The organism is Halanaerobacter jeridensis (assembly GCF_016908315.1).
GTDB lineage: Bacteria > Bacillota > Halanaerobiia > Halobacteroidales > Halobacteroidaceae > Halanaerobacter > Halanaerobacter jeridensis.
In genome coordinates, this window is record NZ_JAFBDQ010000010.1 from 34,470 (window position 1) to 46,576 (window position 12,107).

Below are 12,107 nucleotides of genomic sequence, written 5' to 3' on the forward strand. Positions count from 1 at the left end.
AAATCATTTTAATAATTTTGTTATTTTATCTAGCCAACCTTCTTTTCCCGCAGCTTTATTATTTTCATCTCCTGTTACTAAATTGGCTAATTTAATTATTTGCCGAGCTAGGTCAGACTGTGGTTTAGAAACTACAAATGGTTGCCCAGTATTAATAGAATTAACAGTCATTTCCCCATGACTTGGAATCTTTAAATCAACATCATAGCCTAAAGTTTTTTCTAAATCTTCAATATTAATTCCTATTTTTTCAGAATAACGATTTAAAATTAACTTAATACTATCTTTAGGATAATCTAATTCTTCCATTACTTCTAAAGATAGTTTTACATTTTTAATTGTAGATAAGTCTAACATAGCAATTAGTAGAATTAAATCTGAATTATCTAAAGCAGTCAATACTGGTTCAGAAAAAGACTGTGGAGTATCAATAATAATATAGTTAAATTTTTCTTTTAAAATATCTATTAAAGCTTCAAATTCTTGCCCCCCAATCATTTCTGCTTCCTCGGGGCGCAAGGGAGAATTTAAAACATGCAACCCATTATCATAACTCAATAAATAATCATCTATATTGTCAGGTGTTAAACTTGCTAATTCCTTAACTGCATCAGCGATAGTTATTTTGGGGCTTAGGTCTAATAAAACATCAGCATCTCCAAATTGTAAGTCTAAATCAACTAACACAACATCTAAATCTTTTTGCTGCTGTAAAACAACAGCTAAATTAGTTGCTAGTAGTGTCTTGCCTACTCCCCCTTTACTACTAAAGACAGATACAACTTTTTCTTGGCGCCCCTGTCTTTCAAGAAGGCTTTGCTCTTTTTTAGCATCTAATTCATACACTTGTTTAATTACATTAATTAATTCATCATCACTAAAAGGCTTAATTAAGTATTCTCGAGCCCCAACCATCATTGCTTTACGTAAATAATTCTGTTCTTCTTGTACTGACATCATAATAATTGAAGACTCTGGAACTTCTCGATTAATAATTTCAGTAGCTTTAATCCCTTTTATTTTAGGCATATTAATATCCATTAAAATAATATCAGGCTTTAACTTTTTGGCCTTCTCAATTACATCTTTTCCATCAACCGCTTCAGCAATAACTACTATATTTTGCTCTAATTCTATTAATTTGCGTACATTCTCCCTTGTTTCAGCCACATCATCAGCCAATAAAACTTCTATTTTTTCAGCCACTAACAACTCACCTCTCTTTCCCTCACCACTACTTATTTATTAGTTCCTTTATTTCTTGATTTTAAATTGAACTCTAATTTTTTCTTCTTTTTAAATACATTATCAACATCCATCAAATCTTTTGCTCCTTGATCTAATTTTATAATTCTAGGCGTCACTAAAACCAACAGTTCTGATCTCCGCTCTTGATATGCTTTACTTTTAAATAAAGACCCTAAAATAGGTATCTCACCTAAAACAGGAATCTTTTTAATTGTTTCTGATTTGTAACTTTGGATTAAACCACCAATAGCTACTGTAGCTCCATCTGGAATCACTACTTTCGTATTAACTTCACTACTTTTAATTGCTGGCAATTGACCATTACCATAATCCACTGCATTGGCCCAATCCAATCTACTGACTTGTGGATGTAGAGCAGTATCTAATTTTCCGTTTCTTGTGACTTGAGGATTGATTGTTAACTTAACTCCATATTGACGCCAGGTTACAGTCTGTTTCCCTTCTGCATCAGTAGTCACAATTGGAATTTCTCCACCTACAATAAATTTAGCTTCTTCTCCGCTTTTAGTCACTAATTTAGGTTTAGCTAATAATTTAGCATCTCCTTGGTCTATTAAAGCCTGTAATTTACTTTAAATTTTACTAATTCTCTCAAAAGAACCTATACCAAATTTAGTTCCCTGTGGTAAATTTTCATCAAAAACTGCAGTTCCTGACTCTAACTTAGTTCCCGCTTGAGCGCCAACACCATACCAATCAATTCCTAATTGATTATCAACTGTTTTATCAACTTCAAATACTTGTGCCTCTAATAGCACCTGCAGTGAATTTTCTACTTGGATATGATTTACCACTTGTTCACCAAATACTTTAGCTATCTCTTCCACGCGTTGACTCTTATTTCGATTATCAAGTTTTCCACTTAATAAAATAGTATCATTCACTTTAGCTACTTGTACTGTTTTATAATTAATTAACTGTCGCAAACGATTTAAGACAGTAGATTGTTCTTTAGTAATTTTCACTTTATAAAGTTTAAGTCCTTTTTGGTCCCAAATATGAACTGTTGTTGCTCCAGGACTACGACCATTAATCAATAACTCTTGATTAGAAATCGCAATTACATCAGCAATTTTAGGATTCCCAACTGCTACTCGACCTAAATTATCTATTTTAACTAGTTGAGATTCCCCATTAGGAATTTCCAATCTCTTAACTTCTTTAGCATAACTTATAGTTCCAATTGTAACAACAAAACACACTAATAATCCAACTGTGAGGAGGCGATTATTATTTCTCATTCCTGTCCCTCCTTTTCCTTGATCAATATATCTTCATAGACCTTTTTAGTCCCTCTAATAATCTCGACCTTCTTACTTATTTCTTCTTTTTTTGTCTGCTCTTCTTTTTCTTTTATTACCGTCTTTTTATCCTGCTCAGTACTCTCTTGCTCTGTTGTTTCTGTTTCTTCTGCATCAGAATTATCTGCTGTAGCTTCTTCTTTACGTCCTAATAGTTTATTTAAACTAAAACCAGTACTTCCACTTTTTATTTGATTCTTAGGAGAACGTAAAGCTAATCTAATTTCACCTTCTCTATCAGCTAAAGCTAATCTTTCTGCTTCTTCAAGTCCCACTGCTAAAGTAACACTCTTTTTAACTTCTGGCTTCATTCCTTGATTAGTTGTCATATCTTGAGCCACAGCTAAAACTTTTACATTCTGCAACACCGCCTTAGCTACTGCATTATCTGCATCAGAAAAGACTGCTACTACATCTACATAATCTCCAGGCATTAAAAATCCTGCCACTCCAATTACTTCATTAACTGCTACAGTTACAGCTCTTTTTTTAGGACCTAAGTTAAGAGCTAACATTGAATTCGTCTCTTCCTTACTATATAAGCGAGACTTTAAAACTTGTTCTCCGGCAACAATTTTAGCAGAAGCATAGCGCCCTTTAACTTTATCTACAGATTTAAAAGCTTCGAAATGAGCTTGCTTCTCAGGTATCTCTTTTTCATTTAACATTTCAGCAGTTATCTTTTGACGCGGGTTAATATTTTCTTTAGCCACTACTACTGCTACAACTTTTTTTGCTTCTTGTTCTTGAAGATCTGGAGTACCTAACATCGTATAGACTAATACTGAAGTAATCAAGCCTAAAATAATAGCTATTGCAACTACTACTTTTGCTTTCATAAAATACCATCTCCTTCATCCCAAGCAATATCTACTTTTAATCTATTAACTTTACTTTACGCAAGCCGAAATTTTGACCATCGGACCCCATTTCAGCAGAATCAGCTAACCATTTAATAAATCGTCCCTCTACATATGAATTTCCTTGTTCCTTATCCATTCCTTCTAAAAAGAAAGCAGCAAAACCTACAACTTCAGAGGTACTACGTCCATTACCTAAGTCATCAATAACTGGTACATAGAGTAAGCGAGGACAGTCAGGCTTAACTGTGTCATAACTGCACCCCGGCACATGGTTACACTGATCAACTCGGTATTCGACTCCTTTTCTAGTCGGACCAGACATATTACCCGGTTCAGTTGTAACCTCATCCCCTACTTTTAATTGGCTATCATAACCGTGTTTAATATTATCTTCATAATTTTTAGCTCCCGTTCCATCTAAAGCTAAAGCACCAAAATTACCATTTAACCCCTGCGCATTAGCTGGATCTCCTGCACCATACTTCAAATAATAGCTTTCACCATAAACGAAATTCTGTTGAACTATACCAAAGGGGACTATTCCAGTTACTGCGTTGACCTGACTGATTTGAGCTTTAGACGTACTCGTTATTTCTACTTCTTCAATTCCAATTGCAGGAGCAAAATTCATAGCAACATTTTCTTTTCCTGTAGCTTCAATCTGATTACTAGCAATTACATTAATAGTCACTTGTCCACTATCTAAACCATTATTAGCTGCATACTCTTGAGCTATATCTTCAGCAGCTAGGGGATCATCTGGTAACTCCTGCACCCCAGATAGGACTACAGCATCTAATGTGTTAACTAATTCAATTCTTTCTAAATAAAGCATTCCTACATCAACTACTAAAGCTAGTAGAACTAAAAAGATAAGCATTAAAAAAGCAACTAACACAATTACAGTTCCCTTTTCTTCATTCACTCTGTTCATACTTTCACCTTCCTGCCCATCCTATTCTACTCTCATTACCATTGTACTACTAATGGGAAACGGATCTGGTAATAAATTCGTTATTAAAGGGACAAAGAGATCAACTCCATATTCTACTTCTACTGTCAAGGAGTCACCACTAGAACGATTTGACTGACTAGGAGTAATATTAATATTTAAACGATTAACATCAAAATTACTAGGTGCTACTGCATTATTAACAGCAGAAACAATTTGACTATCATTATTTTCAATAGCACCCACCCTTGCTCCTACTCGAGCAGCATTAGCAATCACCAAATAAGAATGAAAAATACGACCAAATTCTACTATGCCAAATAAAACCAGCAATAACACTGGTAATACCAGTGCTAATTCAACCATTGCCTGCGCTGTCTCATCTTTAGCTAATTTAATAAACATTTTCTAACACCCCATCATATGGGCCACATGTTTAATTCACTTAACAACAAAGAACACCAAGTTCCAATTACAATTGCTACTCCATAAGGAAAAGAGTTAACATTTTTTTGTTGCTCTAAGTTTTCTAAGGGAATTCGATAAACAAGTTTATTAAATAAACTTGTTATCTGCTCTAATTTATTTTCTTTTAATAAAATCAATACAGAAATTAACCCTCCAACTATCGCAACAACTAATGAATTAATAAATATAAATCCAGGTCCTTTAACTGCTCCAATAGCAGCTATTAATTTAACATCTCCGGCTCCTAAACCTCTAACAATAAAAGGGATTAAAAATAAAAACAAAGCTAATAAAAAACCACTAATACTTGTTAATAGTCCTGAAAAACCTGTTAAATAAATATTAATAATCAGTCCAACTACTAGTAACATTATAATAAAATAATTAGGTATAATTCCTTCTTTAATATCAAAGTATAAAGGCACAAGCAAAATTAAAGCCAGCATTAAATCTAACATTTTTTAACCTCTTTCATAAAATTAATTTTCTTGTTCTAGACTTAAAGCCCTACCTGATTTCACTCAAGTAGGGCTTTAAGTTTAATCATCGCCGTATTAACTTAGCCATATATTATATATTAACTTCCTCCACCACTGCCACTAATTGCATCCTTAATATCTGTGAAAATATTGCTAAGTTCGTCTCCCATGGTAGTCAAAATAGTAATTACAGCCACTGCAACCAAAGCTAATATTAAGCCATACTCTACCATACTTTGTCCTTCTTCTTCATGAATTAATCTTTTTAAAACTTCCAACATACTTTTCACCTCCCAGGTACATTTTAAACCTGATTTTTATTTAGGTTTTTAAAGGGATTTCAAGAATAACTTTAGTCCCTTCTTTGGCTTGAGATACAAAATTAACAGAACCACCTAATAACTCTGCTCTTTCTTTCATACTAAATAACCCAAATGATTCTTGCTGAGCAGAATCTTCAAGAGCTTCTTCAACATCAAAGCCTTGTCCATAATCCTTAATTACTACATTAGCAATTTTAGGTCTTAATTCTAATTTGACATCTACAGTATTAGTTTTAGCATGTTGATGAGCATTATTTAAAGCCTCTTGAATAATGCGATAAATCGCTACTTCAAATGATGACTTCAATTCTGTTTTATTAGCTAAAATTTTGAATTCTATCTCTAAACCTGTTTTTTCTTGGAAATCCTCAATATATTTCTTTAACGCCGGAACTAAACCCAAATCATCTAAACTCATCGGTCTTAAATCAAAAATTATTTTCCTGACATCTTGCAAACTTTTCTTAACTGAACTTTTAAGGTCTTTAACCTCTTTTTTGGCTTCTTCTACATCTTTTTCTACTACTTTATCAAAATATTCTAACTTAAATACAACATTAGCTAGTAATTGCGCTGGACCATCATGGATTTCTCTAGCCACTCTTTTTCGTTCTTTTTCCTGCGCTTTAATAATTTGAATTCCCATGTGCTCTTTTTGCTTTAATTCTTTAAATTGTGAACCTAATTCTTGTAAATCATCAGTTAAATAATTTTTTATAATTCCAATTTGGGAAATTAAGTTTTCTGCTTTATCTACTGTTCCTTCTAATTTTTTGAGCCTTCTTTCCAAATCATCCCGCTTTTGCCGCAGCCTTTTCTCCTTCTCACGCAACAGAGATAACTCCAATTGAGTATCTTTAGCATTTTCATAAGCTTCTTTAATATCAACTTCACTATAATTACTGATATCGTTACTTACTTCCATTAAATGTTGTCTAGCTTCTCTATCATCTTTTTCTAATTGATCCACCTTTTCAATTACTTCAATTGTCTGCTCTCTAATTTCTTCCAAATCTTCTTTAGTCGCCTCATATTCATTCCTAGCTGCTTCAGCAATAGAAAAAACCTCATGTTGACTGTTCTCAATACCTTCCATCATTTTTTCAATTACTTCATCTAAAGAAAAATCTTCTAATTGTTTATACATATTTTTTTCTCCATTTAAACCTAAATTAAATAGTATTGTTAATTTTCTGACATTTCAACAAGATTAATAAATCCCAGAAGAAACTAACTTTTTTATAGTTTATTCTGGGATTTTAACTCAATTTCTATACTTAAATTGTACTAATAATAGTGAAAAAAGTCAATTTAAAATTTATTCTAATAGATAAAATCGAATTAAATCTAAATCTGGTTTTTTAAGCTCTTATTTCTTAAAAAATCCCATGATAAAATCCTTCAGCCACCTAAAGATGCGAACAAAAATATTAGCTTTTTCTACATTTTTAGTAGCTACTAATTCAACTTCTCCTAATGGATTTTCAGGGTCATCTTCATGTACAAAAACTATCTTACCAGCCTTATCTCCTTTTTTAACTGGAGCTTCTAACTTATCTGTTACCTCTACTCTACGCTTAACTAATTCTTTTGTGCCCCGTTTAATTACTGCTGAAAAACCTTGAGCAGTTGCTACTGGAACTTCTAATTGCTTACCACCTTTAACTGCTACTTGACTAATTTTATTTTGCGGGCCAATTAAATTAGCTTTATAAAATGCTTTAAATCCATAATCTAGCAATTCAGCACTCTGCTCTACTCTAGCATTTTGACTATCTGTTTTCATCACCACACTAATTAATCTCCGTTCACCACGTTGAGCAGTACCAGCCAAACAATACTCAGCTTTTTCTGTCCACCCTGTCTTCAAACCGTCAGCTCCTGGATAATGTCCAACCAGATTATTTGTTGTATAAATTCTTAATGATTCATTTTTAATATAGTCTACACGATTAGAAGACCACTCTAATAATTTCGGATAAGTTTGAATTAATTCTCGAGCCATAACTGCTATATCATGAGCACTAGTATAATGTTCCCCATGTTCAACCGGCAAACCAGTTGTATTGACAAAATGAGTATGTTCTAAACCTAAATCCTTAGCCCTACGATTCATCATCCGCACAAAGTTTTGTTCTGTACCACCTATATGCTCAGCTACTGCTACACAAGCATCATTAGCTGAAGGTAAGACTACTGCTTTTAATAGATCTTTTAACGGATAAGTTTCTCCTTCGGCTAACCAAGCTTGAGAACCTCCCATTGATTCAGCAAAAGAACTAACCTCAACTTGATCATCTAAACTAGCTTTCCCCTCTTCAATTGCTTCTGCAGTTAACAATAAAGTCATAATTTTAGTAATACTAGCTGGAGGCAATTCTAAATTTTCATTCTTTCTAAATAAAATTTGTCCAGTTTCAAACTCCATCAGTATTGCAGACTTAGCCTCTACATCAAAACCTTGACTTTGTGCAAATACAACATTAGTTGAAAATAATATTAAGACGATTAATAATAAACTTATATTTCTTTTCAAATTAAGCATTTTTATCTTCACCCTCCTGTAATTCTTTAGCTTCACGCCACCATTGCTCCATCTGCTCTAATGAAATTTTATCTAATGCTTTTTCTATTTCTTGGGCTTGGTCTGTGATATATTTAAACCGCTGTTTAAACTTATTAATAGTTTCTCTTAAATTTGTTTCAGCATCAACCTCTAAAAATCTAGCTGCATTAACTACAGCAAATAATAGATCTCCTAATTCCTCCTGAGCAGCCTGGGATTGACCTGTCTCAATTTCTACTTTCAATTCTTCTAATTCTTCCTCAATTTTAGCTACAGCACCCTCAATTTCAGGCCAATCAAAACCAACTTCTGCTGCTTTAGCTTGTACTTTCTGAGCCTGTAATAAGGCCGGGAATTCACTAGGCACTTCTGTTAAAATTGATTTATGAGATTGCTCTGATTTTTCCCTGTCTTTAATCTGCCGCCAGTTTTCCATAACTTCCTTAGCAGTTTCTACTTCTTCTTCTCCAAAAACATGGGGATGACGGCGAATCATTTTTTCTACAATTTGAGTAATCACTTCATAAATATCAAAGTGTCCTTCTTCACTCCCAATCTGGGCCAAAAATACTACTTGCAGCAATAAGTCACCTAACTCTTCAGCTAACCCAAAGTAATCATCTGATTCTATCCTCTCAACTACTTCATAACTTTCTTCAATTAAATGTTTTTTCAAGGAATCATAATCCTGTTTTTGATCCCAAGGGCAGCCTTGATCACTACGCAATATTTCCATAATTTCTACTAATTTATTAAGTTGAGTTGGATTAGATTCATCGGCTGGAATATAAACCGTAGTTAAATGATCTAAATAATCTAAGCGATCTAATTTATAAAGCGGCACCTCTTCTATAATTTCTTCATCTGCTACTCCTATACCTCTAAGAACTTTAATATTAAATTCATCACGATACACCTTCATCAACTCTAACTTTATTTCTGAAGCCACACTCTTATTATAAACTTGACTAATAATCGTTGCAACTCCTGGTTCTAAATCACGGCTACGGAAATTTAAACCATCTAAAACTTTGACTCCTTCAATCGGGTCTAAATTCAACTTAGCAAAAATAGCATCTAAAAAACTGGGTCCAGCAATAATTTCATATTCATCATCCTCTAAGCGAGCAATAATCTGTTGCACGGAATCTTCAGCTACAAGAGGATGACCCGGTACAGCATAAACAAGGTCTTGCTCTGACATTAAATCTATAACATTACTGGCTATTTCTTCATAAATAGCAGCAAATTGTTCTTTACTTTCATAAAGTTCATCAAAAGATTCAAAATTAACCCCTTCTGCTTTTAAATCATCTACAGCGGGATGATGAGCTGTTCTTAAATATAAATTTTCAGCCTCTTTCAAAGTTCGATAAGCTCGCAAAGTTAACAAATCCAAATCACCAGCACCTAATCCTACTATCTTTAACATATCTATCCCCTCACTAAACCTAGTTTAACTAATACATCAGCTAACTGATTTCCTACTTTAGGAATCAATCGCAAATCTTCTTCCTTTAAACCACCCGTCACTAACAATAATAAAAAATAACTAATTACTCCTGCCAAAACTGCTGCTAAAGTGCTAGTTAGCAGTCCTACTAACTTATTTAAGCGATAATAAACAAGTAACACAAATCCAGACATCACTCCACCACTAATAGTGGGTAATAATAATAACTCTTTATAATCAAACTCTGGTTTTGTAATCTTAAAAACAGAAATTATATTTAAAACTGCTGCTAAAGTAAATCCAGCTAATGTCCCTAAAGCTGCGCCTCGAATACCTAAGGCTGGATTAGCAGTTAAAAAATAATTTAATACTGCATTTAATAATGCTCCAAAGAATAAATTCCGCGCTGGCAATTTAGGTTGGTCAAAACCTTGTAAGATACTTGCAGTCATCTGCTGCAAACTAACTGCTACTACACCTAATGCCACATAACGCAAAGATAAAGCAGCATTAGCATTGTCAAAAATCATTACGCACAAAGGTCTAGCTAAAATGAATAATCCCATAGACGCAGGCAAAGAGACATAAATAGCTAATTTAAAAGCTTTACGAATCCTCCGCTTAGCTAGCTTATCTTTATCTAAAGTATAAGCTTCAGAAATAGCAGGTACTAAATTAACTGCTAAAGAAGTAGCAACTACTGTAGGAAAACGCACTAAAGTCATAGCCATACCATTAAATTGTCCATATAGACTAGTCGCCACTTCATGACCAACACCTGCTACCTTTAAACGCCTAGTAATCATTGAAGCATCAATAAATCTCATCAAAGGCAAAATCAAAGCCCCAATTGTCACTGGAAAAGCTAGAGAAAAGATTCTATTCATCACTTTTTTAAAATCAGGAAAATTTTCTGGACTAGTTTCTTGGGCTGGAGAGTTATTTTTTTGATAGCGATAATATATAATTAAAATAATTATTAATCCACCTATTGCCCCCCAAAGAGCACCAGAAGCAGCTCCAGCAGCTGCAAATTCTACTCCATATGGTAAAAGGAAATAAGCTAGAGCAATCATGGTAGTCATTCTAATTAATTGTTCTACTACTTGAGAAATTGCTGTTGGCATCATATTTCTACGCCCTTGAAAATAACCACGATAACTAGCCATAATAGAAACAAGAAATATAGCTGGAGCAATAGCTATAATTGAATAATAAACATCAATATCATCTAAACCATAACGAGCTATCGGTTTAGCTAATAAAATTAATACTATGGTAGCAAGTAATCCAAATACAAAGTTGATCTTTAAAGCAGATTTAAAAATATAATCCCCTACTGCAGCCTTATCTTCTGCTCTTTTTTCTGAGACTAACTTAGAAATAGCTACAGGAATTCCTACAATTGCTACAGTTAAAATCATAGTATAAATCGGATATACTTTCTCATATAATCCCAAACCTAAATCTCCGATAGTTCGCGATAATACTATTTTATAGATTAAACCTAGAAATTTACTAATAAAAGCTGCTGCAGCTAAAATAAAAGTTCCTTTCAATAATGTATCTTTCTTTTCGCCCACAAGTCTGCCCCCTTAAAAAACACTTCAATTAATAATTTTATCAAAAAAGAAAAAAATATTCTACCCTTTTTTATTAATAAAAAAATGGCAAGCTTTTAACTGTGAACTATGAGTCAATAATGAAGATTTATCTCTCACATAATGAGCGGTGGGCATTATGCCCACCACTTGTCTTATTTATCCATTTGCTTAGCTAAAAATCCAGCAGCTGTATTGGCTAATTTTTCTTCCAGCTGTTCCATTTGTGCTCTTTCTTGTTGCGAAGCTAAAACTACCGCTCCAATAGCCTCTTCAGCAACAATAATTGGTGCTAACACTTGAGCAAAAAATTTACTGTCCTCTTCATCATAAATCCCTTCACAAAATATATTATCAGTTTCTTGATTAATAATTTTAATTTCTTGCTCATCAATCACTTTACGGGCCATATCACTAATTGGCTTATCGATAAATTTGCTCTCTTTTGTTCCTGACACAGCTACTACTGCATCATTATCTAAAATACAAGCAATATGACCTGTGACCTCCGTTAGAGAATCTACATACTCCTGTCCAAATTCTCCTAATTCACCAATAGGAGAATATTTTTTTAAAATCACTTCTCCATCACGGTCTACAAAAATTTCTAGTGGTTCTCCTTCTCTAATGCGCATTGTTCGTCTGATTTCCTTAGGAATTACTACTCTACCTAAATCATCTATACGTCTTACTACTCCTGTGGCTTTCATATTTTATTAGTTAATATCCAGAAGAATATTAACTAATTAACCACCTCCTTAAGAATAAATTAAATTACTATCTTGTTCATTATTAGTATATAGTTAATTTAAAAAATTTATTCTTAGGATAG

The 12,107-nt window shown here is 33.3% G+C and carries 13 protein-coding genes; all 13 read right to left on the reverse strand.

Annotated elements, in window-relative coordinates:
* Nucleotides 1–3 precede the first annotated feature (3 nt).
* The 13 genes from JOC47_RS10060 to spoVT all read right to left on the reverse strand — a co-directional run bounded on the left by JOC47_RS10060 (nucleotide 4) and on the right by spoVT (nucleotide 11,985).
* On the reverse strand, nucleotides 4–1,206 hold the full coding sequence (locus tag JOC47_RS10060) for a response regulator (RefSeq protein WP_204701948.1): 1,203 nt from the start codon (nucleotides 1,204–1,206) through the stop codon (nucleotides 4–6).
* A 32-nt stretch (nucleotides 1,207–1,238) separates the two neighbouring features.
* A complete protein-coding gene (locus tag JOC47_RS10065; protein ID WP_204702024.1) occupies nucleotides 1,239–1,823 on the reverse strand; it encodes a secretin GspD/PilQ domain-containing protein in 585 nt (194 codons plus the stop codon).
* A gap of 18 nt (nucleotides 1,824–1,841) precedes the next feature.
* Nucleotides 1,842–2,510: a pilus assembly protein N-terminal domain-containing protein gene (locus tag JOC47_RS10070; RefSeq protein WP_204701949.1), complete on the reverse strand. Its 669-nt coding sequence runs from the start codon at nucleotides 2,508–2,510 to the stop codon at nucleotides 1,842–1,844.
* Nucleotides 2,507–3,409: a Flp pilus assembly protein CpaB gene (gene cpaB / locus JOC47_RS10075; RefSeq protein ID WP_204701950.1), complete on the reverse strand. Its 903-nt coding sequence runs from the start codon at nucleotides 3,407–3,409 to the stop codon at nucleotides 2,507–2,509. Before cpaB ends, JOC47_RS10070 begins: the two co-directional genes overlap by 4 nt.
* Before the next feature lie 37 nt (nucleotides 3,410–3,446).
* The gene (locus tag JOC47_RS10080) at nucleotides 3,447–4,367 is read right to left on the reverse strand and encodes a pilus assembly protein TadG-related protein (protein ID WP_204701951.1); all 921 of its coding nucleotides are present in this window, start codon (nucleotides 4,365–4,367) and stop codon (nucleotides 3,447–3,449) included.
* A gap of 21 nt (nucleotides 4,368–4,388) precedes the next feature.
* Complete coding sequence (locus JOC47_RS10085) at nucleotides 4,389–4,790, reverse strand: TadE/TadG family type IV pilus assembly protein (RefSeq protein WP_204701952.1); 402 nt, start codon at nucleotides 4,788–4,790, stop codon at nucleotides 4,389–4,391.
* Between the two features lie 14 nt (nucleotides 4,791–4,804).
* The gene (locus JOC47_RS10090) at nucleotides 4,805–5,311 is read right to left on the reverse strand and encodes an A24 family peptidase (RefSeq protein ID WP_204701953.1); all 507 of its coding nucleotides are present in this window, start codon (nucleotides 5,309–5,311) and stop codon (nucleotides 4,805–4,807) included.
* Between the two features lie 119 nt (nucleotides 5,312–5,430).
* On the reverse strand, nucleotides 5,431–5,613 hold the full coding sequence (locus JOC47_RS10095; RefSeq protein WP_204701954.1) for a Flp family type IVb pilin: 183 nt from the start codon (nucleotides 5,611–5,613) through the stop codon (nucleotides 5,431–5,433).
* A 40-nt stretch (nucleotides 5,614–5,653) separates the two neighbouring features.
* Nucleotides 5,654–6,802 (reverse strand): sensor histidine kinase, encoded by a 1,149-nt coding sequence (locus JOC47_RS10100; protein WP_204701955.1) that lies wholly within the window; start codon nucleotides 6,800–6,802, stop codon nucleotides 5,654–5,656.
* A 222-nt stretch (nucleotides 6,803–7,024) separates the two neighbouring features.
* A complete protein-coding gene (locus JOC47_RS10105; protein WP_204701956.1) occupies nucleotides 7,025–8,200 on the reverse strand; it encodes a D-alanyl-D-alanine carboxypeptidase family protein in 1,176 nt (391 codons plus the stop codon).
* The gene (gene yabN / locus JOC47_RS10110) at nucleotides 8,193–9,653 is read right to left on the reverse strand and encodes a bifunctional methyltransferase/pyrophosphohydrolase YabN (protein WP_204701957.1); all 1,461 of its coding nucleotides are present in this window, start codon (nucleotides 9,651–9,653) and stop codon (nucleotides 8,193–8,195) included. Before yabN ends, JOC47_RS10105 begins: the two co-directional genes overlap by 8 nt.
* Before the next feature lie 2 nt (nucleotides 9,654–9,655).
* Nucleotides 9,656–11,257 (reverse strand): oligosaccharide flippase family protein, encoded by a 1,602-nt coding sequence (locus JOC47_RS10115; RefSeq protein ID WP_204701958.1) that lies wholly within the window; start codon nucleotides 11,255–11,257, stop codon nucleotides 9,656–9,658.
* Between the two features lie 173 nt (nucleotides 11,258–11,430).
* Nucleotides 11,431–11,985, reverse strand: coding sequence for a stage V sporulation protein T (gene spoVT / locus JOC47_RS10120; protein ID WP_204701959.1), 555 nt, complete (start codon nucleotides 11,983–11,985; stop codon nucleotides 11,431–11,433).
* Nucleotides 11,986–12,107: the final 122 nt, after the last annotated feature.

Bases quoted from the DNA above. Each gene is read 5' to 3' on its own strand.
- JOC47_RS10070 (WP_204701949.1), bottom strand. From the start codon at position 2,510: ATGAGAAATAATAATCGCCTCCTCACAGTTGGATTATTAGTGTGTTTT.
- cpaB (WP_204701950.1), bottom strand. From the start codon at position 3,409: ATGAAAGCAAAAGTAGTAGTTGCAATAGCTATTATTTTAGGCTTGATT.
- JOC47_RS10080 (WP_204701951.1), bottom strand. From the start codon at position 4,367: ATGAACAGAGTGAATGAAGAAAAGGGAACTGTAATTGTGTTAGTTGCT.
- JOC47_RS10085 (WP_204701952.1), bottom strand. From the start codon at position 4,790: ATGTTTATTAAATTAGCTAAAGATGAGACAGCGCAGGCAATGGTTGAA.
- JOC47_RS10090 (WP_204701953.1), bottom strand. From the start codon at position 5,311: ATGTTAGATTTAATGCTGGCTTTAATTTTGCTTGTGCCTTTATACTTT.
- JOC47_RS10095 (WP_204701954.1), bottom strand. From the start codon at position 5,613: ATGTTGGAAGTTTTAAAAAGATTAATTCATGAAGAAGAAGGACAAAGT.
- JOC47_RS10100 (WP_204701955.1), bottom strand. From the start codon at position 6,802: ATGTATAAACAATTAGAAGATTTTTCTTTAGATGAAGTAATTGAAAAA.
- JOC47_RS10105 (WP_204701956.1), bottom strand. From the start codon at position 8,200: ATGCTTAATTTGAAAAGAAATATAAGTTTATTATTAATCGTCTTAATA.
- yabN (WP_204701957.1), bottom strand. From the start codon at position 9,653: ATGTTAAAGATAGTAGGATTAGGTGCTGGTGATTTGGATTTGTTAACT.
- spoVT (WP_204701959.1), bottom strand. From the start codon at position 11,985: ATGAAAGCCACAGGAGTAGTAAGACGTATAGATGATTTAGGTAGAGTA.